Source organism: Bacillus sp. H1a, from assembly GCF_000633475.1.
Lineage (GTDB): Bacteria > Bacillota > Bacilli > Bacillales > Bacillaceae_G > Bacillus_A > Bacillus_A paramycoides.
In genome coordinates this window covers 109,756-134,572 of record NZ_AYMH01000020.1, presented here as the reverse complement: position 1 = coordinate 134,572, position 24,817 = coordinate 109,756, and the positions used below count along the sequence as shown (strand labels likewise).

22 protein-coding genes and 1 riboswitch are annotated in these 24,817 nt (G+C 36.7%); all 22 genes read right to left on the bottom strand.

The window, feature by feature from the left end; all coding sequences use genetic code 11:
* Positions 1–10 precede the first annotated feature (10 nt).
* The 22 genes from U860_RS0109835 to U860_RS0109730 all read right to left on the bottom strand — a co-directional run bounded on the left by U860_RS0109835 (position 11) and on the right by U860_RS0109730 (position 24,693).
* The gene (locus U860_RS0109835) at positions 11–934 is read right to left on the bottom strand and encodes a dipeptidase (protein WP_025148374.1); all 924 of its coding nucleotides are present in this window, start codon (positions 932–934) and stop codon (positions 11–13) included.
* 59 nt (positions 935–993) lie between these two features.
* A complete protein-coding gene (gene spoVS / locus U860_RS0109830) occupies positions 994–1,254 on the bottom strand; it encodes a stage V sporulation protein SpoVS (protein ID WP_000404341.1) in 261 nt (86 codons plus the stop codon).
* Positions 1,255–1,403: 149 nt separating this feature from the next.
* On the bottom strand, positions 1,404–2,198 hold the full coding sequence (locus tag U860_RS0109825) for a TIGR00282 family metallophosphoesterase (RefSeq protein ID WP_002173056.1): 795 nt from the start codon (positions 2,196–2,198) through the stop codon (positions 1,404–1,406).
* Between the two features lie 178 nt (positions 2,199–2,376).
* Positions 2,377–3,942: a ribonuclease Y gene (rny, locus tag U860_RS0109820; protein ID WP_025148373.1), complete on the bottom strand. Its 1,566-nt coding sequence runs from the start codon at positions 3,940–3,942 to the stop codon at positions 2,377–2,379.
* Positions 3,943–4,423: 481 nt separating this feature from the next.
* Positions 4,424–5,455 carry a recombinase RecA gene (gene recA, locus U860_RS0109815; RefSeq protein WP_001283855.1) on the bottom strand — a complete coding sequence of 344 codons (1,032 nt, stop codon included), beginning with the start codon at positions 5,453–5,455 and terminating at the stop codon, positions 4,424–4,426.
* 143 nt (positions 5,456–5,598) lie between these two features.
* Positions 5,599–6,837, bottom strand: a complete 1,239-nt coding sequence (locus tag U860_RS0109810; RefSeq protein ID WP_025148372.1) for a competence/damage-inducible protein A — start codon at positions 6,835–6,837, stop codon at positions 5,599–5,601.
* Positions 6,838–6,857: 20 nt separating this feature from the next.
* Positions 6,858–7,436 carry a CDP-diacylglycerol--glycerol-3-phosphate 3-phosphatidyltransferase gene (pgsA, locus tag U860_RS0109805; protein ID WP_025148371.1) on the bottom strand — a complete coding sequence of 193 codons (579 nt, stop codon included), beginning with the start codon at positions 7,434–7,436 and terminating at the stop codon, positions 6,858–6,860.
* Positions 7,437–7,499: 63 nt separating this feature from the next.
* Entirely contained in the window at positions 7,500–8,411 is a 912-nt protein-coding gene (locus U860_RS0109800; protein WP_025148370.1) for a RodZ domain-containing protein, read from the bottom strand.
* A gap of 21 nt (positions 8,412–8,432) precedes the next feature.
* Positions 8,433–9,218 (bottom strand): DUF3388 domain-containing protein, encoded by a 786-nt coding sequence (locus U860_RS0109795; RefSeq protein ID WP_025148369.1) that lies wholly within the window; start codon positions 9,216–9,218, stop codon positions 8,433–8,435.
* A gap of 139 nt (positions 9,219–9,357) precedes the next feature.
* On the bottom strand, positions 9,358–9,606 hold the full coding sequence (locus tag U860_RS0109790) for a DUF3243 domain-containing protein (RefSeq protein ID WP_025148368.1): 249 nt from the start codon (positions 9,604–9,606) through the stop codon (positions 9,358–9,360).
* A 75-nt stretch (positions 9,607–9,681) separates the two neighbouring features.
* A complete protein-coding gene (locus U860_RS0109785; RefSeq protein WP_002173062.1) occupies positions 9,682–10,395 on the bottom strand; it encodes an SDR family oxidoreductase in 714 nt (237 codons plus the stop codon).
* Between the two features lie 116 nt (positions 10,396–10,511).
* A complete protein-coding gene (locus U860_RS0109780; protein ID WP_025148367.1) occupies positions 10,512–11,798 on the bottom strand; it encodes a pitrilysin family protein in 1,287 nt (428 codons plus the stop codon).
* Positions 11,799–13,073 carry a pitrilysin family protein gene (locus tag U860_RS0109775; protein WP_025148366.1) on the bottom strand — a complete coding sequence of 425 codons (1,275 nt, stop codon included), beginning with the start codon at positions 13,071–13,073 and terminating at the stop codon, positions 11,799–11,801.
* Between the two features lie 210 nt (positions 13,074–13,283).
* Entirely contained in the window at positions 13,284–14,243 is a 960-nt protein-coding gene (locus tag U860_RS0109770; protein WP_025148365.1) for an ABC transporter permease, read from the bottom strand.
* The gene (locus tag U860_RS0109765) at positions 14,244–15,302 is read right to left on the bottom strand and encodes an ABC transporter permease (RefSeq protein WP_025148364.1); all 1,059 of its coding nucleotides are present in this window, start codon (positions 15,300–15,302) and stop codon (positions 14,244–14,246) included.
* Positions 15,295–16,827 (bottom strand): ABC transporter ATP-binding protein, encoded by a 1,533-nt coding sequence (locus tag U860_RS0109760; RefSeq protein ID WP_025148363.1) that lies wholly within the window; start codon positions 16,825–16,827, stop codon positions 15,295–15,297. The genes U860_RS0109765 and U860_RS0109760 overlap by 8 nt, the downstream gene beginning before the upstream one ends.
* Before the next feature lie 117 nt (positions 16,828–16,944).
* On the bottom strand, positions 16,945–18,021 hold the full coding sequence (locus U860_RS0109755; RefSeq protein ID WP_025148362.1) for a BMP family ABC transporter substrate-binding protein: 1,077 nt from the start codon (positions 18,019–18,021) through the stop codon (positions 16,945–16,947).
* Positions 18,022–18,110: 89 nt separating this feature from the next.
* Entirely contained in the window at positions 18,111–18,836 is a 726-nt protein-coding gene (locus U860_RS0109750) for a GntR family transcriptional regulator (RefSeq protein WP_025148361.1), read from the bottom strand.
* A gap of 233 nt (positions 18,837–19,069) precedes the next feature.
* A riboswitch (purine riboswitch) is annotated at positions 19,070–19,171 on the bottom strand.
* 204 nt (positions 19,172–19,375) lie between these two features.
* Entirely contained in the window at positions 19,376–21,769 is a 2,394-nt protein-coding gene (locus U860_RS0109745; protein WP_025148360.1) for a DNA translocase FtsK, read from the bottom strand.
* Between the two features lie 213 nt (positions 21,770–21,982).
* Positions 21,983–22,186, bottom strand: a complete 204-nt coding sequence (locus tag U860_RS0109740) for a YlzJ-like family protein (protein WP_025148359.1) — start codon at positions 22,184–22,186, stop codon at positions 21,983–21,985.
* The gene (gene tepA, locus U860_RS0109735) at positions 22,183–22,920 is read right to left on the bottom strand and encodes a translocation-enhancing protein TepA (RefSeq protein ID WP_025148358.1); all 738 of its coding nucleotides are present in this window, start codon (positions 22,918–22,920) and stop codon (positions 22,183–22,185) included. Before tepA ends, U860_RS0109740 begins: the two co-directional genes overlap by 4 nt.
* A gap of 102 nt (positions 22,921–23,022) precedes the next feature.
* The gene (locus tag U860_RS0109730) at positions 23,023–24,693 is read right to left on the bottom strand and encodes a ribonuclease J (protein WP_025148357.1); all 1,671 of its coding nucleotides are present in this window, start codon (positions 24,691–24,693) and stop codon (positions 23,023–23,025) included.
* Positions 24,694–24,817: the final 124 nt, after the last annotated feature.

Sequence of the window (24,817 nt, the reverse complement as noted above, 5' to 3'; positions counted from 1 at the left end):
AAACTAACACTTAGAAAGTAATACGGTCAATAAAATTTTTATACAAAAATCGCTCTACAATTGATTCACTATACTTTTTACACAATTGATTAATTATATTTTCATAATCCCTATACGCTTCTACACTTACAACAGTTTCTATAATCCCATCAAAATCAGAACCAAATCCTATATGTTTTTCTCCACCCAATGAACAAATATATTCCACATGCCTTAATATATCTGTTATATTCGCTTGTCTTTCATCCGTTAAAAATTGTGGTACGAAAGTGACACCAATAATGCTATTTTTCTTTATGAGAGCTCTTATTTGTTCATCGTTTAAATTGCGTGGATGTTGACAAAGTTGATGACAGTTTGAGTGGGACACAATTGGATTTTTAGCAATTTCTATAACATCCCAAAAGCTTCTTTCATTCAGATGCGACAGGTCGGTCCATACATGTAACGTATTAAGCTCTTGTACAACTTGTCTACCAAAGCTAGTTAAGCCTGCACCACGTGTCTCTAGTGCCCCATCAGCTAATAAATTGGCATAGTTCCATGTTAATCCAAAAGAACGTACACCTAAGCGATAAAACAGACGTAATTTCATCGCATCTTTTCCAATTGCTTCGCATCCTTCTAATGTTAATAGCGCTCCAATCTCGTCCTGTTTTAGCATGTTAATATCATCTTTTGTCTGAATAAACTTCATTCCTGGTAGCGATAGAATTTCACTATGAAAAATATCTATCATTTGTAGCGCAACTTCAAAGCGATTTTCATACGCTACTGTTTCTGGTACATATATAGCAAAACATTGTATACTTCCTTTTCTTTGTTTTAATTGTTCAAATGTTATATGTAATTGTGAATCATTTTGAAAATCTTTCTTTCGCTTTGCACTCCATAACTGAAAGAGCACATCACAATGAGCATCAAAAATTTTCATTTTCATTCCTCCATTATAAAAACAACCTGTTTGCATACATGCAAACAGGTTGTTTAAACTTAACGAGGTTCTACAATTAATTTTATCGCTGTACGCTCTTCACCATCAATCATAATATCTGTAAACGCTGGGATACAAATCAAGTCCAAACCGCTAGGCGCTACAAATCCTCTTGCAATTGCTACTGCCTTTACCGCTTGGTTCAATGCACCTGCACCAATAGCTTGAATTTCTGCTGTTCCGCGTTCGCGAATAACACCTGCAAGTGCACCAGCTACAGAATTAGGGACCGACGTTGCTTTAACTTTTAATATTTCCATTCCGCGTTTCCTCCTCGTTTCTATAAAAAGTAATAGCAATTATTTCACTTTAACTTATATTCACGAGGAATGGCACGTATTCCTGCTAAATTTCTGTAATTTTTCTAAAAAATTAAAATATAATGACTTCTCTAACTTTCCGTTAAAACTCACTCAAAAAACGGCTGGTCATCATTAATTAAAATGCGCTCAATTTTCTTCGCTTTCCCTGTATTAGGATCCACATCAATTAACACTGCACTTAATTGTGTTCTACCATTCGTTACTTCAAAACGTACTGGTAAGTTCGTTAAAAACTTCTTCAATACCGCTTCGCGATCCATACCTAAAATCCCATCATATGGGCCTGTCATACCAACATCTGTAATATAAGCTGTTCCGCTTGGTAAAATACGATTATCAGCTGTAGGAACGTGTGTATGTGTACCTACTACCGCTGTAGCGCGACCATCTACATACCAACCTAACGCCTGCTTCTCACTTGTCGTTTCAGCATGAAAATCAATAAAGATAATGTTTGTACGTTTTTTTGCAATGTTGATTAGCTCATCCACTTTACGGAATGGACAATCAATTGGAGGAAGGAAAGTACGTCCTTGCAAGTTAATAACTGCAACTTCTGTTCCGTTACAATTTACAAAGATAAGCCCTTTTCCTGGCGTCCCCTCTGGGAAGTTAGCTGGTCTTGCAAGATATTTTGCATCATCAATAAACTCAAATACTTCACGGTTATCCCAAGCATGGTTTCCAAGTGTAACCGCTTGTGCCCCGCACTCTAAAAAGTTTCGATATATTTTTTCCGTAATTCCACGTCCACCCGCAGCATTTTCTCCATTAATGATTGTTACTGTAGGTGTATATTTTTTCTTTAATGCCGGTACGTACTGTTGAATCATGTCTCTACCAGGAGATCCTACTACATCCCCAACGAATAATATTCTCATATGTCTTACCCTTTCTATGTACTACATTTTTTATTACCATTCTATAACTTGAAGCGATTTCCTTACAATTGTAACAATTTATCTATTATAAGTTTCTTTCACTTGTATGCAGCTCATAATTAATTTTCTTTATTTTACCCAATTCCAACACAAAAAAATAAAGTGGTGTTTCACCACTTTATTTTGCGTATTCCACTGCACGCGTTTCACGAATAACAGTTACTTTAATATGTCCTGGATAATCCAGTTCATTTTCAATACGTTTTCGAATATCACGAGCTAAACGATGAGCTTCTAAATCATCAATTGTATCTGGTTTTACCAAAATACGAACTTCACGTCCTGCTTGAATTGCGAAAGATTTTTCTACGCCTTCATAAGACTCTGAAATCTCTTCTAACTTTTCAAGACGACGAATGTAGTTTTCAAGCGTTTCACTACGAGCTCCTGGTCTTGCAGCTGATAATGCATCTGCTGCAGCAACTAGAACTGCAATGATAGAAGTTGGTTCCGTGTCACCATGGTGAGATGCGATACTGTTTATAACAACAGGATGCTCTTTATATTTCGTTGCAAGTTCAACACCAATTTCAACGTGGCTACCTTCTACTTCATGATCAATCGCTTTTCCGATATCATGTAATAGACCCGCACGTCTTGCTAGTTTTTCATCCTCGCCAAGTTCCGCTGCCATAAGTCCAGTTAAATACGCTACTTCCATAGAATGTTTTAAGACGTTTTGCCCATAGCTTGTACGGTATTTCAAACGACCTAAAATCTTAATTAAATCTGGGTGTAAACCATGAACACCCACTTCAAACGTTGTTTGCTCTCCGACTTCGCGAATATACTCGTCCACTTCACGTCTTGATTTTTCAACCATCTCTTCAATACGCGCTGGATGAATACGTCCGTCCTGTACTAGTTTATCAAGAGCGATACGAGCTGTTTCACGACGAATTGGATCGAATCCTGATAGGATTACCGCTTCTGGTGTATCATCGATAATAAGGTCAATACCTGTTAACGTTTCTAGCGTACGAATATTACGACCCTCACGTCCGATAATACGCCCCTTCATTTCGTCGTTTGGAAGATTTACAACCGAAACGGTTGTTTCAGCAACATGATCAGCTGCACATCTTTGCATTGCAAGAGATAAAATCTCTTTTGCCTTCTTATCCGCTTCTTCTTTCGCGCGAACTTCACTTTCTTTTACCATAACGGCAATTTCATGAGAAACTTCACTTTCCACTTTACCAAGAATAATTGCTTTCGCTTGTTCGCGTGTCAGATTGGAAATGCGCTCTAATTCCGTTTGTTGCTTTTGAACTAACTCTCCCACTTTGCTTTCCAACTCTTCAATCTGTTGTTGTTTCGCTACAAGAGATTCCTCTTTCTTTTCTAACTGTTGCTCGCGCTTATCGAGCGTTTCGTCTTTACGATCAAGGTTCTCTTCTTTTTGCATTAAACGATTTTCTTGTTTTTGTAATTCGCTTCTACGGTCACGAATTTCTAATTCAGCTTCTGTACGAAGTGTATGAATTTCATCCTTTGCTTCTAAAAGCGCTTCTTTCTTAAGTGCTTCAGCATCGCGATTCGCTTCGTCTAGAATACGTTTCGCTTCATTAGCTGCACCGTTGATCTTCGCTTCAGCAATAGACTTTCGAACAAAAAAGCCAACAACTGCACCGACTGTTGCAAGCAAAATGGAGATGAGTATCCAAACTGTACTACTCGTCATGATTTCACCTCCCCTTGCTATGAATGAAAAAAGACTGTCGACATGTACATTGAATTACAACGTACAGCAAAGACCGTCGTCCCGCTTTTTTAAGGGACTTTCTTCATTTCACAATTAAAATGTCATATTATTATTTCGGCAAGATTTAAGTCTTACTCCGAATATTACTTCTCTTCTTGAGAAGAGTGTATCGTATATAAGAAAAAATATACATTCTCATTGTATCTATCGCAATTTTCATTGTCAAGCGTTGTCTACTTTTACTTTCTTTACCTTCAGCCCTGAATCTTATCTGAATTCGAAAAGTAAATAGCATATTATCCTGGAAAACCTTAGTGAATCCCAATTCATTTACTTAAAATATATAAATATTCCCCTTTACACATAGCCTTTTGGTTAGAATAAATATTTTATCTCCAGCTATATACAGCGCTTTCATAGCGAATTAAAAATAAAAGACACGGTCCCGTGTCTTTTATTTTTAATCTTGAAGAGTTGAATCTTCCGTGTCTTCAACACCAGAGTCTTCACCAATTCCGTGATGTTCACGAACAAAGAAGGCAATTTCCTCTCTTAAATCCGTATTCTCTTTTAAGAATTGCTTCGAATTTTCACGACCTTGTCCTAAGCGTTCTTCATTATAAGAGTACCAAGCACCACTCTTTTGAACGATATCAAGTTCAGAAGCCATATCTAAGATTTCACCTTCTCTTGAAATACCTTCTCCGTACATAATATCAACTTCAGCAACACGGAATGGTGGTGCTACTTTATTTTTAACTACTTTTACTTTCGTTTTATTACCAACGATGTCGTTACCTTGCTTTAATTGCTCAGCACGACGTACTTCAAGACGAACAGTTGAATAGAATTTCAACGCACGACCACCTGGAGTTGTTTCTGGGTTTCCGAACATAACCCCAACTTTTTCACGAATTTGGTTGATAAAGATTGCGATTGTTTTTGATTTATTAATTGCACCTGAAAGTTTACGAAGTGCTTGTGACATTAAACGTGCCTGTAAACCAACGTGTGAGTCACCCATATCCCCTTCGATCTCAGCTTTCGGTACAAGAGCTGCTACAGAGTCAATTACGATAATGTCAACCGCGCCACTTCGTACAAGTGCTTCTGCGATTTCTAGTCCTTGCTCCCCTGTATCAGGCTGCGATAATAGTAATTCATCGATGTTAACACCTAATTTTTGTGCATATACAGGATCCATCGCATGCTCCGCATCAATGAACGCTGCTTGTCCACCTTGACGCTGTACTTCCGCGATTGCGTGTAATGAAACTGTTGTTTTACCTGAACTTTCAGGTCCATAAATTTCAATAATACGGCCACGTGGGTATCCGCCTACCCCTAGTGCCACATCAAGTGCTAAAGAACCACTTGAAATTGTAGAAATTCTACGTTCCGCTTGTTCTCCCAATTTCATAATTGAACCTTTACCGAATTGCTTCTCTATTTGTTTTAACGCCATATCTAATGCCGCTTGACGATCACTCATTCAAAATTCCTCCTTAGCTGAATTGCTAATCTTATTATACCTATTTTCAATTCAATTTGCCAACAAAAATCGAACATTTATTCGATTTTTTTATTTCCCATCAAATAAAACTCGATTTACCCACAAAAAAAACTAGAAGAAATTTATATCTCTTCTAGCTTTTTATATAAATGATAAAATCCATATTTTGCAGAGCGTTCTCTAATTTGTTGACGACTTCCACTCAAATTAAGCGGGAAGACTACAGCTGGTTCATCTTTAATCGCCAATCCAACAAATACTGTTCCTGGTTCTTTATGTTCTGAAGCATCCGGTCCTGCCACCCCAGTAAAACTAATTCCGATATCCGCTTTTAACAATTTTTTTACATTTTCAGCAAGATAACGAGCACACTGCTTACTAACCGCACCATCAGCACGTAATACTTCTTCAGGTACATGTAAAATTTGTTGCTTCACATCATTTTGATAACAAATGACACCGCCTTTAAATACAGATGAAACACCAGCATTTTCTGTTACTTGATTTCCAAAGAGACCACCTGTTAAACTTTCTGCACATGCTAAAGTTAACCCTTTTTTCTTCAATAACTCTATTGCCATGTAATGAAGGAAATCTTGGTCATATCCGTAGAAAAATTCTCCTACTCTTTCTAAAATCAAATCTTCCACATGCTGAATTAGTTTCTCAGCCTCTTTAGCATCATGATGTTTGCCAGTTAAACGTAATGTCACTTCTCCATCATTTGCAAGTGGTGCAATTGTTGGATTCGTTTGTCCGTCAATTAAATCTTGGACTTTCACCTCTAATTGAGATTCACCAATACCAAAAAAGCGAAGAACACGAGAATAAATATTTTCACCCGTTGTAAAGTTACGTAAAAAAGGCTCTACGTAACTTACATACATCGGCTTCATTTCTTTCGGTGGTCCCGGTAATAAAATATAAACTTTCCCGTTCTTATTTAATCCCATACCTGGCGCCATACCGTGATCATTCGCAAATACTGTCGATCCATTTAAAACGAGCGCCTGCTTTTTATTATTCTCCGTAAATTCACGGCCTGTACGCTTAAAATAATCGCTTATCGATGTTAATGCCTTTTCATCATACACAAGCTCTTCATTTAAACTAGATGCTATTGTTTCTTTCGTTAAATCATCTTTTGTCGGTCCTAATCCGCCTGTAAAAATGAGCATATCAGCGCGTTCTTCAGCAACTTCAATTGCCTTCTTCAATCGCTTGTTATTATCCCCAACCACAGTATGGTAGTACACGTTAATTCCGATTGAAGCTAACTTTTCAGATAAAAACTGGGCATTTGTATTTGCAATTTGTCCAAGTAATAATTCAGTTCCAACCGCAATAATCTCAGCATTCATCCCGATTCCCCCATAAACTTCTATTTTGAGTTTACAAAAGCAGCTCTATTTTTCCAGAAATAATCCCATCCTGAAATAACGGTAAAGATTAATGCAATCCATATGAAAATATCTGCAACTGGGATATGGATTAAATTTAACGGTACATCGTGTAATAAATATGCTGCAATCGCAATAATTTGAGTCCACGTCTTAATTTTCCCTAGCTGATTTGCTGCAACTACTTCCCCTGTTCCAGCAAGTACAAGGCGTAAACCTGTTACTGCAAACTCACGGCTAATGATTACAATAACAATCCATGCTGGTACGTATTGCATTTCTACTAATGTGATAAGTGCTGCCGAAACAAGTAATTTATCTGCTAACGGGTCAAGGAATTTCCCTAAATTCGTTACAAGATTATACTTTCTTGCATAATGTCCATCAATCCAGTCTGTAGCTGAAGCAATAATAAAGATAAGTGCCCCTGCTAAATGCTGAATTGGTAAATCAACATCACCAATTATAAATGAGCCCCAATCAAACGGCGCTAGCATAATTACCATAAAAATTGGAATTAAGCAGATTCTAGATATTGTAATTTTATTTGGTAAATTCACAGCTATTCCTCCATCATGTCAAAAACATTTGTTCATTGAAAAAAGTCATCGAAGCGATGACTGTTATTGTGCAGGTTGCCCTATCCCTTGGTTTTTTATCACCAATCTTTGGTGATATTCTTTTTCTGGATCTAATGGGAAAGTAACCACTTGGCCATTCAGTTTAATTTCAACATTCGGTGCACTTCCAATATTAAGTCGCACTTCTTTTGCTGTTGATAAATCACGTTTTTCTGCTTGACCACTTTGTAATGTAGTGTTTAGAATTTCGTTACCCGCATCATCTTTAACATCTACATAACTTGCACCCTTTGCTGAGATTTCCAGTTCTAATGTTTTATTATTATGAATTTCCAAAGTAGATACCTTACCAGTTGTTCCAACTACTTTCACTTCTTGTTGTCCAGTTGGTTGCGCTGGTTGCTCCTCTTTCTTTGGTTCTTCTTTTTTAGGTTCTTCTTTTTTTGGCTCTTCCGCTTTTACTTCATCTTTCTTCGTATCTAGCGGAGAATCTTTTGCTTTTTGAACTTCAATTTTCTCACTCTGAGCATTTGGAACTTGTCCGTCATCTTTTCCAGTTAACATTTGAATCACAAACCAAACTACTACTCCAAATACGATTACTAATAACGCAATTAAAATCTTTGGCATATGATCTGCAATTGGCCATGATGAAGATTTCTGCATTGTTTCTTGTGTTTTTTGTCCAGTTGATACTTGTGGAACTTCACGATTTTCAGATTGTGGTATTGTGCTCTGATATTCTACAAGCAGTTCCTCTCCATTTAATCCAACAGCATCTGCATATTGTTTAATGAATGCACGCGCATAAAAAGCTCCTGGCAACACATCGTAATTGCCTTCTTCAATCGCTACTAAATGGCGTTTTTGAATTTTTGTAATCTCATGCAGCTGATCCATAGACAAGCCTTTTGCTTCTCTTGCTTCTTTCAGCTTTTGTCCTAATTCCGTCACTACTAACACCTCAATATTTCTTTAAAAGTCGAACATAGAGAAATTATTTTGCGCACCTTGCTCAATTTCATCTACTAAATTATATTGAATTTCTTCATCATAATCGTTACGCAATTCGATAATATAATCAAAATCATCCAACGTGTACTCTGACTGACTCACAAATACATCCGGATGTTCCACAACTTTCGTTGCAGGCAATCTCATTATTTCACGAACGAGCTGCCAATGCCTTTCATTTGCACGCTTTGTTGACACGATTCCATCTAATATAAAAATATTATCGTCGCTATACTCATCTTCAATCAATTGACTACGAACAGTTTGCTTAATAAGAGTAGATGATACGAATAACCACCTCTTATTTGCACAAACACTTGCGGCAACAATGGATTCTGTTTTTCCAACACGAGGCATTCCTCGTATTCCAATTAGTTTATGACCTTCTTTTTTCATTATCTCCGCCATAAAGTCTACAAGTAATCCTAATTCATCACGCACAAATCGAAATGTCTTCTTATCATCTGCATCTCGTTGTATGTACCTACCATGTCTAACCGCTAGCTTATCTCTAAGCTTTGGCGGACGATATTTCGTTACCGTTATATTATCCATAGTATTTAAAATTGATTCAAGTCTAGAGATTTGCTCTTGATTACCACACATAAGCAAAAGCCCACGTCGTGCATTATCTACACCATTAATTGTGACAATATTGATGCCAAGCATACCGATTAACGAAGAAACGTCACCAAGCAAGCCAGGTCGGTTCTTATGTATTTCATATTCAAAATACCATTCAATCATCCAAGATCACTCCCCCACGCTTACTTTACACCTACGTACTATATTATATGATTTCACCTTAATAGGGAAGCTAAATGTATAATCTATTCCGTGTAATTATTATACAAAAAAAGTAGAGAGGAGCTTCTCCTCTCTACTTTTACTTATGTTGTACAAATTTCACCATTAAATTTGCAATCGTATGTTGCTCTTGTTCATCAGCAACTTTCCAAAGTTCAGCTAACAATTTTTCTTGGTCATTGCGCGCTTCCACTTCATTAGCTAGATAATCTCCAACGCGAAATGCCATATCTGATACTGCACCACCATCAAGCCCTTTTCCTTCCGCTTGTTCTAAACGTTCTCCTAAAAAGCTCTTCCACTGATCAAAGTTTTCTAACACTGTCATGTTTAAGCACCTCACTATTAAGTAATAGAATCATGCTTAATTTGTACAATTTCTTGTTTTTTATGTAAGAATTTTTTAGCAATGCCAACCGCCATTCACTCCGATAATTTGCCCCGTAATATAAGAAGCTCCTGGTGAAACGAGGAAGGAGACTGTTTTAGCTACCTCTTCTGGCAACCCTAATCTACCTAATGGAATATCTTCAGCAATTTCAGTTTTATCCTCTTCTGAAAATACACTTAACATCTCTGTCTCGATTGCCCCTGGCGCTACCGCATTAACACGCAATCCACTTAAAGAAACTTCTTTTGCTAAAGCTTTCACATATGAATTTTGTGCCCCTTTTACCATTGAGTACAGTACCTCACAAGATGCTCCTATTTGCCCCCAAATAGATGAAATAATGACAACATTACCACTTCTCCGCCCGATCATCGGTGGAAGTGCCATCGATAGAAGTCTATATACACTCTTCACTTGAAGCTCCACCATATAATCTAATTCTTCATTCGTAACATCTGTTACTAATCCAAAGATACTCTTTCCAGCTGCGTATACGATAACATCAATCGGATGTTCGATTTGTCCCCATAATTCCTCAGCGCCATCTTTAGAAGCTAAATTCGCTTGAACAGGAATTACTTCACCAAATTTCTTCTGTAACTCCCTTACCTTCTCTTCGCTTTTATTGTAATGAATATAAACTGTATAACCATCTTCGATTAACTGCTTCGAAATAGCAGAGCCAATCCCTCCGCTCCCTCCAGTTACTAATGCATACTTTTTCATAAATTCCCTCTCTTATCTTTTACGTATAAATAAATAATACCCTCATCTTACCATTTGGCAATAACCAAACGTTAGATGAGGGATTTAGATACTGCGTTTTTTATTCAAATATCACTTTATTTTTTTGGCAACACTTGGCAAACACTCATTTTCTCTTCAATTAATAATGTTTTCGCTGCCTGTTGTAAGTCTTGAACAGTTAATCCTTCCAACACTGTAAGAGCATCAAATAAACTAGATTCATTAAACGCATAACGTGTAAACTGATTTGCAATGTACTCAGGTGAATTCAATGAGCGTAAGAAGCCACCAATTTTCTTTTTCTTCACTCGTTCCAATGCCGCCTCATCTAGCTGATCATAATTTGTTTGTAGTAAAATCCCTTTTAATCGATCTGCCAATTCATCAGGCTGCTTCGTATCGCCGCCCACCATTGCAAAACCGAAGTTATTTTCTTCTGTGTAGTCATACGAGAACGAATCATCAATAAGACCTTCGTTATATAGAGCTTCGTAATGAACTGACCCTTTCCCAAATAAATAATCTAAAAGTAATGTAAGCGCAATTTCTTGTTTTAAAAGGGCTTTCCCTCTTTCTTTTAAATTTGTCGCCTTAATACCAACTAGACATTTCGGAGTTTGAACAGGCATTGAAATAATCTTTTTCTTTTCATTTACTTCTTCTGGTTCCTCTTCAAAAGAACGCACAATTTCCGGTTGGTTTTCATAATCTTTTTTCGCTTGGTTTTCTCGTACTAAATCCATTGTTTTTTCAGGGTCAATTGCTCCAACAACAAACATTAACATATTGCTCGGATGATAAAATGTTTCATAACATTCATACAAAAGGTCTTTTGTAATTTTACTAATCGACTCAATTGTCCCTGCAATATCAATTTTAATTGGATGTTTAACAAACAAACTATCGATTAATCCAAAATATAAACGCCAGTCTGGATTGTCTTGGTACATTTGAATTTCTTGGCCGATAATACCTTTTTCTTTTTCAACCGTTTTTTCAGAGAAATACGGTTCTTGGACAAAATTTAACAACGTATTTAAATTTTGCTCTACATTTGATGTACAGGAAAAGAGGTAAGCAGTTCTCGTAAAGGATGTAAAAGCATTTGCCGATGCTCCTTGTTTACTAAATAATTGGAACGCGTCATGGTCCTCTTTTTCAAACAATTTATGTTCAAGGAAATGAGCAATTCCATCTGGTACACGGGTCATTTCTTCTTTTCCAAGCGGAACAAATGTATTATCAACGGAACCGTACTTCGTCGTAAATGTTGCAAATGTTTTGTTGAAGCCTTGTTTCGGTAAAATGTATACATCTAATCCATTCGGAAGTTTTTCATAATATAGCGTCTCTTTTAATTGCTCATACTCAATCTTCTCCATTTATTCTCCCTCCGTTCCATGTAAAAAGTAAATTGTATCTAGTTCAATATTATTAGCAACTTTCACAATTTCTTCTTTCGTCACGTTTTCTATGCCCGTTAGCCATTCTTCAACTGGACGCGTACGCTCTGAAATAACGCCGTGATAAAGCATTTCCACAAAACCACGTGGTGTATCAATTGCCTCTAATATTTGATTTTGAATTACACTTTTCGTTTGTTGAATCTCTTCTTCTGAAAAATCACCGTTTTGCATTGTTTTCATCTGTTCTTTAATAATTTCAACTGCTTTTTCAAAGTTCTTCGCTTCAATTCCAGACATAACAAAGAGCAAACCTTTATGACTTTCAAATCTCGATGCTGCATAGTACGCTAAACTATTTTTTTCACGGACATTTACGAATAACTTCGAATGAGAAAACCCTCCAAATAATCCGTTAAACAATTGTAATGCAAAATAATCTTCATCTTTATACGTAACGAATGTGCGATAGCCGATATTTAATTTACTTTGCTTTAATTCTTGTTTTTCAACAATTTCCTTTTCTTCATTATTTCGTTTATGAAGAAGTACATTCCGCTCTTTCACAGTACGAGGGGAAATAGAGAAATATTTACTTACAAGTTCAACTGCATCTTCTGAAATGTCACCAATGATGTATAGATCCATTTCATCTTCAGCTAACACTCTTTGATAAAATTGATACAAACTTTCATTTGTAATGGGAGCAACACTCTCTTTTTTCCCATTTGCACTTAAACGATACGGCTCTACTTTGCACATTTCTTCTACTAATCGTTCATTTGCATAACGCATTTTATCATCATAAGTTGCTTCAATACGTTGCAAAAGTGCTCGTTTCTCACTTTCTACTATAGAAGGTAAAAAACCGTTCCCTTCTGTTGCTGGATGTAAAACAATATCAGATAACATAGAAAGCGCTTTTTCAAATAGCGGCGGTGCATCGCGTAAGTATGTTTCATTTGCGATGTCTACATAAATAGAAATGATATGATCTTCCCCTTTTTTACTTACATCTACTGCTAGAGAAGATCCGTACAATTCTTCTAAATATTGACGAAGGCGAATTACAGAAGGCAGCTTTTCCGTCGCACTTTGTAACACGTATGGCAATAGGGCGCGCTCTGTCACCGTCTCCTCATTTAAAGGTGCTTTGAAACGAAATACAAAGGTATTTGTTTTATATTTGTCAGTCGGAATAATATGTACTCGCAAGCCACCTAATTCATGCATTTGCTGTTCCATTAGTTTCATTTATAGCCCTCCTTTACGTATATAGGAATATTCCTCTTCAATATACAGTTTTTAGAAATGAAAAATCAACTTTTCTTCCTTATTATGTTTACATATGACTCATTCTAAAAACTTTAATATGTAAGGAACATATTAAAATCCCGTATTAAATATATTCTATGTAAAAAAGCCCGCACTAATGTGCGAGCTTTTCTTATACTTTCTAAATACTCATCGTTTTCCTTTTTCATAAGGCGTTCCTAATGCTTTCGGAGCTTCAGATCGACCTACAAAACCAACAAGTGCTAATATTGTGAATACATACGGTAATATCGTTAATAAAACACTTGGAATTTGATCTAATACAGGAATGGTTCCACCTGTTACACTAAGAGATTGTGCAAAACCAAAGAATAGAGCTGCACCTAGCGCACCTAGTGGGTTCCACTTCCCAAAGATCATAGCAGCTAAAGCTAAGAAACCTTGTCCTGTAATAGTTGCCCCTGAGAAGTTATTAGAAATTGACATTGCAAAAATCGCTCCACCAATCCCAGCAAACACTCCTGATATACAAACGGCTATATAACGCATTTTATATACATTAATCCCCATCGTATCCGCTGCCATTGGATGTTCACCAACAGCACGTAATCGAAGACCGAACGGTGTTTTATAAATAACATACCAAACAACAAATGCTAAAATAATGGCAATATACGACGTTATTGGTACGTTTGAGAAGAATACTTTTCCGATAACTGGAATATCTGAAAGACCTGGAATGTCAATCTTTTCGATACGGTACTGAATAAAGTCAGTTTGCCCTTTATCAAAAATTTTCTTGATTGCAAATACTGTTAAGCCAAGAGATAAGAAGTTAATCGCTACACCACTTACAACTTGATCAGCTCGGAATGTAATAGATGCTAACGCATGAAGTAATGCGAATAATCCACCACCAATTGCCGCAAATAATAACGCAATCCATGGGGTCATCGTTCCCCAAGTATCACCCATTAATAGGTTTGTAACAACTCCAATAAATGCACCAAATAGCATTAGTCCTTCTAACCCGATATTTACAACACCCGATCGTTCACTAAATACACCACCTAATGCTGTAAAAATTATAGGCGCTGATGTATATAACGTCCCAGTTACAAGAATGGCTAATATATCTAAAAAGCTCATTTATTTCCCCTCCTTGCTCATGCGTGTAAGCGCCCATCTTAAAACATAACTACATGCAACAAAGAAGATGATACATGCAATAATTACATTAATTAGCTCTGATGGTACGTCTGCCTCAAAGTTCATTTGAGGGGAAGCACTTTTCAAACCACCAAATAATAATGCTGAAAGAATAATACCAAACGGGTTATTTCCTCCAAGTAATGCTACAGCAATCCCGTCAAATCCTACTCCTGTAAACGAAGACATCGCTGTCATACTTTGGAATGTTCCTAACCCTTCCATTGCTCCACCAATCCCCGCAAATGCACCAGCAATTGTCATGGAGAATACTACATTACGGGAAACTTTCATACCTGCATATTGAGAAGCATTTTGATTAAACCCTACCGACTTTAATTCATAGCCTAAAGTTGTTCGGTCTAATAAGAACCACATTAAGATAGCTATTAAAATTGCTACAATGATTCCCCAGTGAAGGCGTGAACCATCAGTAATGGAAGCAAGCCAATCTGAAGATAGTGATGCACTCTCTTTAATGTCGTACGTTTTATCATTACCCGCATGTAAGAAACGCTTAATAATGTCATATGTTACATATAACGCGATATAGTTCATCATAATTGTTACAATAACTTCATTAACTTGAAACTTTCCTTTTAAATACCCAGGAATGAATCCCCATATTCCGCCTACCAATGCTGCAAATAAAATAGATAATGGAATATGAAGAAAAGCTGGTAGGGAAACTGCATAACCGAACCAAACCGCCGCAAGCCAACCAACTAACAATTGACCCTCTACCCCGATATTAAATAAACCTGTACGAAATGCAAATGCCACCGATAATCCAGCAAGAATAAGTGGTATCATAGTGCGAAGCGTCTCACCAATCGCGCTTGCACTACCAAACATACCTGTCCAAAGTGCACTATAACCAACAATTGGATCATAGCCACTAACCAACATTACAATCGCTCCAACAATTAAACCAAAAATAACGGATAGTACTGGGACTAAAATATTTATCGTTCGCTCTGTTAAAAGTTTTTTAGTCATTTGTACCCACCTGCTCTTTCTTTGTTCCTCCAGCCATCAATAATCCAAGCTGTTGTTCGTTCGTTTCTTTCGCATCAACAATTGCTACAATTTTCCCTTCATATATAACAGCAACTCGATCACTTACATTTAAAATTTCATCCAGCTCTAAAGATAGGAGCAATACTGCCTTACCATTATCTCTCTGCTCAATTAATTTTTTATGAATAAATTCAATCGCACCTACATCTAAACCACGTGTTGGCTGTGCTGCAATTAATAAATCCGGATTACGATCTACTTCACGTGCAATAATCGCTTTTTGTTGATTACCTCCAGATAGAGCGCGTGCTAGCGTTTGTTCACCGGGTGTACGTACATCAAATTGTTCAATGAGTGCCTTTGCTTTTTCTGTGATTTTGCTGAAATTTAAAATCCCCTTCTTTGAAAATGGATTTTTATAGTACGTTTGCAAAACTATATTGTCTCTAACAGAAAAATCAAGAACTAGTCCGTGCTTATGACGGTCTTCTGGAATATGACCAATTCCTTCTTCTGTAATTCTTCGAACAGGCCAATTCGTTATTTCTTTACCTTTAATTGCAATAGAACCTGACTCAACTTTTCGTAAACCAGTAATTGCTTCTATTAATTCGCTTTGTCCATTTCCATCGATCCCTGCAATACCAACAATTTCCCCCGCACGAACAGTTAAGTCAAGGCCTTTTACAGCAGGTAATTGGCGTGCATCTTGAACAACAAGATTTGCAATAGAAAGTACTTCTTCTTTTGGCGTAGCGTCTATTTTTTCTGTTTTAAAATTCACTTGACGTCCGACCATTAATTCTGCAAGTTTATGTTCATCCGTATTTGCAACGTCAACAGTTCCAATCCCTTTTCCTTTACGAATAATCGTACAGCGATCGCAAACTTCCATAATTTCTTTCAATTTATGAGTAATAAGAATGATAGATTTTCCTTCTTGCACAAGCTTTTTCATAATTTGAATAAGTTCATGAATTTCTTGGGGAGTTAACACCGCAGTCGGCTCATCAAATATTAAAATCTCTGCACCGCGATAAAGTGTTTTTAATATTTCAACCCTTTGCTGCATCCCAACCGAAATATCTTCAATCTTCGCATTTGGATCAACAGCTAAGCCGTACTGTTCAGATAATTGTTTAATTTCTTTCGCAGCTTCCTCAACAGCAATTTTCCCTTTTTTCTTCGGTTCATTTCCGAGAATAATATTCTCTGTAACTGTAAAATTATGAACAAGCATAAAGTGCTGATGGACCATTCCAATCCCAAGGTCATTTGCTATATTCGGATTTGTAATTTTTACAGAATTTCCTTTAATTTTAATTTCACCTTGTTCTGGTTGGTACAAACCAAATAGTACATTCATCAATGTGGATTTCCCTGCACCATTTTCTCCAAGTAAAGCATGTATTTCTCCCCGCTTTACTTGCAGCGTAATATCATCATTCGCTACAATGCCTGGGAATACTTTCGTAATGTTATTCATCTCAATTACGTATTCCATTGTGTTCCTCCTTTTAACAGGGAACATTCCCCTATTACACTATTAACTTATTAAGCAATTCGGAAGTTTTATACATACAAAGGTTAGTTCTATGAACTAACCTTTGCTATTTCTCTATTATTTTTTTAGAGAAGCTTCATATTCTTTATACTCTTTATCTGTAGCTGGCACTTTAATTTCACCATCTGTAATTTTCTTTTCAAACTCTTCTACTTTTGTTAAAATTTCAGGGTTAACTTTTTTCACATTGTCAGTTGTTTTTGCAATACCAATACCCTCATCTTTTAAACCAAACGCTTCTACTTTACCGCCTTTTAACTTGCCGTCTTTCGCTTCTTTCGCTACTTTTTCTACAGCGATATCAACGCGTTTTACCATTGAAGTTAACGTTACATTTTCAGGCATACCTTCTTGATTTTGGTCACGGTCAACACCAATTACCCAAACATTTTCACCTTTTTTCTTACGGTTTTTCGCTTCAGTGAATACACCGTTACCAGTACCACCAGCAGCATGATAAATAACATCTACACCTTGACCGTACATTGCTGATGCAAGAACTGTACCTTTTTCAGGTTTATCGAATGCTTCTGCATATTCAGATACGATTTCAATATTTGGATTTACTGCCTTTGCCCCAGCTTTAAATCCATTTTCGAATTTACTAATTAAATCACTCTTCATTCCACCAACAAATCCTACTTTATTCGATTTTGTTGACATAGCTGCTACAGCACCTACAAGGAATGATCCTTCATGATCTTTAAATGTAATACTTGTTACATTCGGTGCATCTACAACAGTATCTACGATTGCAAATTGTTGTTTCGGAGATTCTTTTGCCACTTCTTTAATTGCACCCTCTAATTTATAACCAATTCCGAAAGTTAAATCATATTTATCTTTTGAGAATTTTTTTAAATTCGGAATATAATCAGCTTCTTTTTCAGACTGAAGATAACGATAATTTGTCTTTTCTTTTAAGCCATTATCTTTACCAAACTTTTGTAACCCTTCCCAAGAAGATTGGTTAAATGACTTATCATCAACGCCCCCAACATCTGTTACCAAACCAACTTTAAAGTCTTTATCACTCTTTTTATCACTACTCACCTTATCCGAATTACCACATGCACCTAACACTGCACTTGCCGCTAACGTTAACGATAATAAAAGACCTGTTTTTTTCTTCATACTAGAAACCCCTCCTGAAATGATATGTCTATTTTTTATACGCTGCTGTCCCCTACTTCTTGCTGTCACCTCCCTAAAAAGGAACTTACCTACATACGTTTTCTTAATACGTGGAAGCTAAACTTGTCAGCTCTAAAGTAATTAATAGAATATAAGATTGGCTCATCATTTTGATCATAGTGCATTTGCTTTAAAACTAGCAGTGCCGTTTCAGGCTCACATTCTAAAATCGGTGAAATTTTCGGATGATAACCTATTGGCTCAATGTGAGCAACTGCGTATGTGATACGCTTGTGCGTGTTATTATGTATGACTGTAAGCAATGATTCCTCATTGTATCCCGATAAATCTGGTAGTATCTCTTTCGCTAACTTATCGATACAGTACACAACAGGTTCCCCATCTGCTGTACGAACACGCTCAATCATGACTGCACTAAATCCATCTTCACTATTAAACTTCTCTTTTTCTTCTTCTGTTAAAGTTGTTGTAGATGATGATAAGAAGATTGTTCCTGGTGTTTTCCCCACACTAGAAATCATATCTGTAATACTAGAAAGTTGCTCTATGCCAGAAGAGAATAGTGGCTTCGCATTTACAAATGTCCCTACACCATGTCTACGAATAACAACATTTTCTTCTTCTAAAATACGCAATGCTTCCCTTAAAGTTGCCCTACTTACACCAAGTTCTTTCGCTAGATCAAACTCTGAAGGTAGCTTTTGTTTTTCTTTGTAAGCACCATCTTTAATTTTTTCTTTGATGTGATCAATCACCCGTAAATATAGGTGACGACTATCCGATTTTACTGACATAAGACTCCCCCGCATTTCAATTATTCGACCTCTGATGTAAGACTTCTTTTCTCTTTTTTCAACTTACAACATAGTATAAATTACTACATACTAAAAATAAGCATAATTGTCGAATAAATATTAATAATTTTTCAAAATGAAATTTTCACTCTTTATCGCATAAAAAAAACTTTGCACCATAAACATTCCTCATATCGAGAAAAAGTTCGGCACAAAGATCCCTTACATCCTTTGTTACACACTTTTCCCCTCATAGTCTAGCAATTCATGGTTGCCAGGTAGAAACTTATGGACCTTATCTCCAAGATTATATGAGGCAGTGATTCTTTTCGAAGTAATCGTACCACTTGCTCCCATATGTGTCAACATAATTCAACACTTTTCTACATTGAATATCGAACATTTAAAAAAACTTAATAAAAAGCATTCGTATTCTAAAGGACACTCTCAAATGTAAGCCCTTTCTTAATTACTGACTATAGTATATAACAGAAACAGCATATAAAAAAAGCCTAATTGTAAAAACAATTAGGCTTTTTTTAAGAACTTTTTTCTTGTACATCTTTAATGAGCACTTCTCTCGGTTTACTACCTTCATAAGGACCTACTACACCATTCATTTCCATGGCATCAATTAAACGAGCCGCTCGCGTATATCCTACTCTAAATCTACGTTGTAACATAGAAACAGATGCTGTTTGCATTTCTACTACAAGCTGAACTGCTTCATCATACAATTCATCTTCTACTTCCTGTCTTGTTTCAGGAACATCTTGTGGAATCATATCCTCTTGATATTGCGCTTTTTGTTGTGCAACAACATATTCTACGACTCTCTCAACTTCATCATCAGATAAAAATGCCCCTTGTACACGAACAGGTTTCGATGCACCAATTGGTATGAACAACATATCTCCACGACCTAGCAATTTCTCAGCACCACCACCATCAAGAATCGTCCGAGAATCTGTTTGGGAAGATACAGCAAATGCAATACGTGATGGAATATTCGCCTTAATAACACCCGTAATAACGTCAACTGACGGACGTTGTGTCGCAATAATTAAATGAATACCAGCAGCACGTGCCATTTGCGCTAAACGCATAATTGCATCTTCTACATCAGAAGAAGCCACCATCATTAAATCAGCTAACTCGTCCACAATTACTACAATATATGGCAATTCAGGTTGTTTCGCTTCTGATTGGCTATTATGTTCTTTAATATAATCGTTATACCCTTCAATATTACGCGTTCCACTATGCGCAAATAACTCATAACGACGTTCCATTTCACTCACAACTTTTTTTAATGCTTGTGACGCTTTTTTCGGATCAGTTACAACTGGTGTTAATAAGTGCGGAACCCCGTTATATACATTTAACTCTACCATTTTCGGGTCAATCATCATTAATTTTACTTCATGCGGTTTCGCACGCATTAAAATACTAACGATAATTCCATTAATACATACACTCTTTCCGCTACCAGTTGCACCAGCCACTAGTAAATGAGGCATTTTATTCAAACGTGCCAACACAGCTTCACCGGTAATATCACGTCCAAGACCGATTAATAACTTCTCTTCTGGATGGTTATTCGCCTTTGAATCTAGAACTTCTCTAAGCGTTACCATAGAAACTTCTGAATTCGGAACCTCAATCCCTACAGCTGATTTCCCGGGAATAGGCGCTTCAATACGAATATCTTTCGCAGCTAAAGCAAGTGCTAAATCATCACTTAAACTAACAATTTTACTTACCTTTACTCCCATATCAGGGTACACTTCATACTTCGTAACTGCAGGACCTCTATGTACTTTTGTTACTTTCGCTTTCACACCAAAACTTTGGAATGTACGTTCCAATTTACGAGCATTCTCATAAATTTCCGCATTTTCATTTGTAAGTTGTTTATTCTTTGGAAATTTTAATATATCAAGAGCAGGAAGCTTATAATCTTTATTTTCCACATTAGAAAATTGCATAGGTGGCGCTTTCGTTTCACTTTCTAGCGATTCAACGATTTTTTCTCCTCGTTTCTTTTGCGGTTGCTCTACTGGCGTAGGCGGAACTGCTTCTTCAATAAACGGAGATGTAATTGAATCATTTTCGTTCTCTTCTTCAATACGCTTTTCCGTCTCTTCACTTATTGGATAATTCTCAGTAAAATTCGAAATAATTGGTGGACCAATTTCTATTTCTTCTACCGGCTCAATATCTTCTTCTTGTTCGGCAACACGTTCACGGCGCGTGCTTCTTGTTGTTTTTTTCTTTTCAGTTTGCTCGGCGACCCTTTTAGATCTCCAATCTTTATAATCCCCTTGCATCACTTGAAATTGACTTCTAAGTATTCTTCCTACTGGAGCAAGCACTTCTCCAATATGCTTATTTGTTATACAAAGTATTCCGAGGATAACTAAAATAATTCCAATGATATATGCTCCTACTTCATCAAATAAGAAGTAGCATGTTGCAAACATAAGCGCACCAAACATACCACCGCCTAAATGAACGCTATCTGGACCCTTTTTCATTTCAAGAAAGAAGTTATCTTTTGTACTAACAATAACAGATGTATTTTGCACTGCTCCATCTTTTGTAAGAAGATTAAATAATGTAATATGACTAAACATTAATATCGATAATACAATTAAATAAACACCAATTAGCCGTTTATTTAAAAGGTTCGGCCACCCACGCTTTATGACGAACGCAACTGATAAAGCTATTACACCTAACACACCAATTATGTACCACTCACCAAAGAAGAAGCGAAAAAACAACACAAACGATTTCCCTACAACACCTAGCTGTAAAATCGTAATAATTGAAAGTGCAAAAAGAGTCAAACCGACGATTTCATAATACAAAGTTGGCTTTATCGTACGTCTTGCCTTTGCCTTCGTCCCTCTTTGCTTTTGTTTTGCCATTTCTTCACCTCATGTTCTAAAATTAAGTACAACTTCCTTATAAAAAAGCTCTACTTATATGTCTTTCTCTCTATTTTTCAGGTCTTTATATCTTCTATTTTTACACTTCTTGTAAAATGTTAAATAAACAGAAGAAAGCAGCCTACTCATGGCTGCTCAACCGTCTTGTTTTTTATATTATACCATAGCTTCTAAACAAAATCCTTCTTTTTACTAAAAGGTTATTTTCTGCCCAGGCTCAAATTCTAAGTAGTGAGATGGATTCGTACTTAACACCCGTACAATAGAATAACATTGATGACCCTCTTCAGAGACCATTAATTCTACACCGTTTATATTTACAACTTTTTGGCTTTCGCACTGTGAATAATCGGCCGGATATACAAGTTGTTCTGGCATAATTGTATATAAGATCATTGTAGCATTGTCCCTTCTGTATGATCGTCCATGCGCGCATCAATTAATTCGTTTAATTTTCGAAGTGCACTCCCAATACCACCGACATCATCTATAAGACCATACTTCACTGCATCTCCACCAATTACATTTGTCCCAATATCTCGTGTCAAATTCCCTTTCGCAAACATAAGTTCTTTAAAGCGATCTTCTGTTACTTTCGAATGCTTTGTCACAAATCGAATGACTCTTTCTTGCATTTTATCCAAATACTCAAATGTTTGCGGCACACCTATAACAAGACCTGTTAAACGAATTGGATGAATTGTCATCGTAGCTGTTTCGGCAATAAATGAATAGTCAGTCGAGACAGCTATCGGTACACCAATTGAATGCCCTCCTCCTAAAACAAGAGATACAGTTGGTTTCGAAAGCGAAGCCACCATTTCAGAAATTGCTAGCCCAGCTTCAACGTCACCTCCAACTGTATTTAATATTAAGAGCAAGCCTTCAATTTTCGGATTTTGTTCAATCGCGACAATTTGCGGAATGATGTGCTCATATTTTGTTGTTTTATTTTGCGGCGGCAACTGAACATGACCTTCCACCTGTCCAACGATTGTTAAACAATGAATACGTGCTTCATTCATTTGTGGTACATTCGTTTGTCCAAGCTGTTGAATTTTCTCCACTATAGAAGCTTCTTTCGGCTCAGCTTCCTTTTCTTCATTTGTATAACGATCACGTTCTGTCATATCGCATCCCCTTTCACTCGTATATAACTATTATTTCTTAAGTTATAAATTTCATTCGATAGGGTTAAAAAAGAAAAAGATCACCTGTAAAGGTGATCTTCTTTATACTTCCATAATAATCGGTAAAATCATTGGCTTTCTCTTCGTTTCTTCGTACAAGAACTGCCCTAATAATTCACGAATATTTTGTTTCAACATAGACCATTCAATTGTATACTCTTTAATTGATTGTTCAACAATCATACGTACAATATCTGTAGATCGTTCGATTAATGCTTCTGATTCACGAACGTATACGAAACCACGTGAAATAATTTCTGGACCAGAGATGATTTTCTTTTCATCTTTACCAAGTGTCACAACGACAACTAAAATTCCATCTTGAGATAACATCTTTCTATCTCGAAGAACAATGTTACCAACGTCGCCCACACCTAATCCATCAATTAAAACATTTCCAGCTTGCACTTTACCGACTAAGTTTGCTTCATCGTCGCCAAAAGCAATTACATCACCTTTTTCTACGATAAAGATATTCTCTCTCGCAATACCTACATCTTCCGCTAAATATGCATGTGCTTTTTGCATACGGAACTCACCATGTACGGGTACAAAATACTTCGGCTTCATTAAGTTTAACATCAGTTTTAATTCTTCTTGGCTACCGTGACCTGAAACGTGAACTTTTCTTTCACCGTAGTAAACAACTTCAGCTCCAGCTCTAAATAACAAATCAATGATTTTCGATACAGATATTTCATTTCCTGGAATTGGAGAAGCTGCAATAATAACCGTATCACCTTTACGAATTGAAATTTGTTTATGAGCTTGCTTCGCCATTCTAGAAAGGGCTGCCATCGGCTCACCTTGACTACCTGTCGTTAAAATTGCTACCTTTTTCTCCGGGAAATTGTCTACTTCTTGTAATGAAATAATCATACCTTCTGGAACATCTAAATAACCAAGACGTCTTGCAATGTCTACCACTTTTACCATGCTACGTCCTACTACCGCTACTTTTCGTCCTGTTTCGGCAGCTGCATCAAATACTTGTTGAATGCGATGTACATTCGATGCAAATGAAGCAACAATAAGGCGACCTTCTGCACTATAGAACACTTTTGAAATCTCTATACCAACTTCTTTTTCCGAACCAGTATAGCCAGGACGTTCAGCATTTGTACTATCAGATAATAAGCACAGTACGCCTTCATTTCCGATTTGAGCCATTTTCCCAAGATCCGCTCCACTATTTCCGATTGGAGTTTGATCAAATTTAAAATCTCCTGTATACACTACAGCACCTTTTGATGTATGGAAACAAACACCAACAGAATCCGGAATACTATGTGTCGTTCCAAAGAATGACACAGTTGTTGAATTAAACTCAACAGTTGAATTCGAGTCAATTGTTTTTAAGTCTACACGGCCTAACATTCCTGCTTCGCCAAGCTTTTCTTGTATAAGTCCTACCGTTAATTTCGTCGCATATACTGGAATAGATAATTTACGAAGTACATAAACAATTCCACCGATATGATCTTCATGACCGTGAGTTATAAATAGTCCTTTTACTCGCTCTTGATTTTCTACTAAATATGTAATGTCAGGAATAACAATATCAATCCCAAACATTTCATCTCCCGGGAACATCAATCCTGCATCTACAATAAAGATTTCAGAATCAATTTCAACACAGTACATGTTTTTTCCGATTTCACCTACTCCGCCAAGAGCAAATACTTTAACAGACTCATTCTCTTTTCTCTTCATGTTGTTGCCTGGTTTAAAAATCTTGCAAACACTGATTTCACTAAAATTGCAGAGACACCAGGGGAAACTCTACAACCACCATATATTCACCGTCCAAGACGAATGTCCTTACCGTTATGCGATA

What these genes read in the sequence shown, in the direction of transcription:
- U860_RS0109835 (WP_025148374.1), bottom strand. Translation starts at nt 934, where the DNA reads ATGAAAATTTTTGATGCTCATTGTGATGTGCTCTTTCAGTTATGGAGT.
- spoVS (WP_000404341.1), bottom strand. Translation starts at nt 1,254, where the DNA reads ATGGAAATATTAAAAGTTAAAGCAACGTCGGTCCCTAATTCTGTAGCT.
- U860_RS0109825 (WP_002173056.1), bottom strand. Translation starts at nt 2,198, where the DNA reads ATGAGAATATTATTCGTTGGGGATGTAGTAGGATCTCCTGGTAGAGAC.
- rny (WP_025148373.1), bottom strand. Translation starts at nt 3,942, where the DNA reads ATGACGAGTAGTACAGTTTGGATACTCATCTCCATTTTGCTTGCAACA.
- recA (WP_001283855.1), bottom strand. Translation starts at nt 5,455, where the DNA reads ATGAGTGATCGTCAAGCGGCATTAGATATGGCGTTAAAACAAATAGAG.
- U860_RS0109810 (WP_025148372.1), bottom strand. Translation starts at nt 6,837, where the DNA reads ATGAATGCTGAGATTATTGCGGTTGGAACTGAATTATTACTTGGACAA.
- U860_RS0109795 (WP_025148369.1), bottom strand. Translation starts at nt 9,218, where the DNA reads ATGATTGAATGGTATTTTGAATATGAAATACATAAGAACCGACCTGGC.
- U860_RS0109790 (WP_025148368.1), bottom strand. Translation starts at nt 9,606, where the DNA reads ATGACAGTGTTAGAAAACTTTGATCAGTGGAAGAGCTTTTTAGGAGAA.
- U860_RS0109785 (WP_002173062.1), bottom strand. Translation starts at nt 10,395, where the DNA reads ATGAAAAAGTATGCATTAGTAACTGGAGGGAGCGGAGGGATTGGCTCT.
- U860_RS0109780 (WP_025148367.1), bottom strand. Translation starts at nt 11,798, where the DNA reads ATGGAGAAGATTGAGTATGAGCAATTAAAAGAGACGCTATATTATGAA.
- U860_RS0109775 (WP_025148366.1), bottom strand. Translation starts at nt 13,073, where the DNA reads ATGAAACTAATGGAACAGCAAATGCATGAATTAGGTGGCTTGCGAGTA.
- U860_RS0109770 (WP_025148365.1), bottom strand. Translation starts at nt 14,243, where the DNA reads ATGAGCTTTTTAGATATATTAGCCATTCTTGTAACTGGGACGTTATAT.
- U860_RS0109765 (WP_025148364.1), bottom strand. Translation starts at nt 15,302, where the DNA reads ATGACTAAAAAACTTTTAACAGAGCGAACGATAAATATTTTAGTCCCA.
- U860_RS0109760 (WP_025148363.1), bottom strand. Translation starts at nt 16,827, where the DNA reads ATGGAATACGTAATTGAGATGAATAACATTACGAAAGTATTCCCAGGC.
- U860_RS0109755 (WP_025148362.1), bottom strand. Translation starts at nt 18,021, where the DNA reads ATGAAGAAAAAAACAGGTCTTTTATTATCGTTAACGTTAGCGGCAAGT.
- U860_RS0109750 (WP_025148361.1), bottom strand. Translation starts at nt 18,836, where the DNA reads ATGTCAGTAAAATCGGATAGTCGTCACCTATATTTACGGGTGATTGAT.
- U860_RS0109745 (WP_025148360.1), bottom strand. Translation starts at nt 21,769, where the DNA reads ATGGCAAAACAAAAGCAAAGAGGGACGAAGGCAAAGGCAAGACGTACG.
- U860_RS0109740 (WP_025148359.1), bottom strand. Translation starts at nt 22,186, where the DNA reads ATGATCTTATATACAATTATGCCAGAACAACTTGTATATCCGGCCGAT.
- tepA (WP_025148358.1), bottom strand. Translation starts at nt 22,920, where the DNA reads ATGACAGAACGTGATCGTTATACAAATGAAGAAAAGGAAGCTGAGCCG.
- U860_RS0109730 (WP_025148357.1), bottom strand. Translation starts at nt 24,693, where the DNA reads ATGAAGAGAAAAGAGAATGAGTCTGTTAAAGTATTTGCTCTTGGCGGA.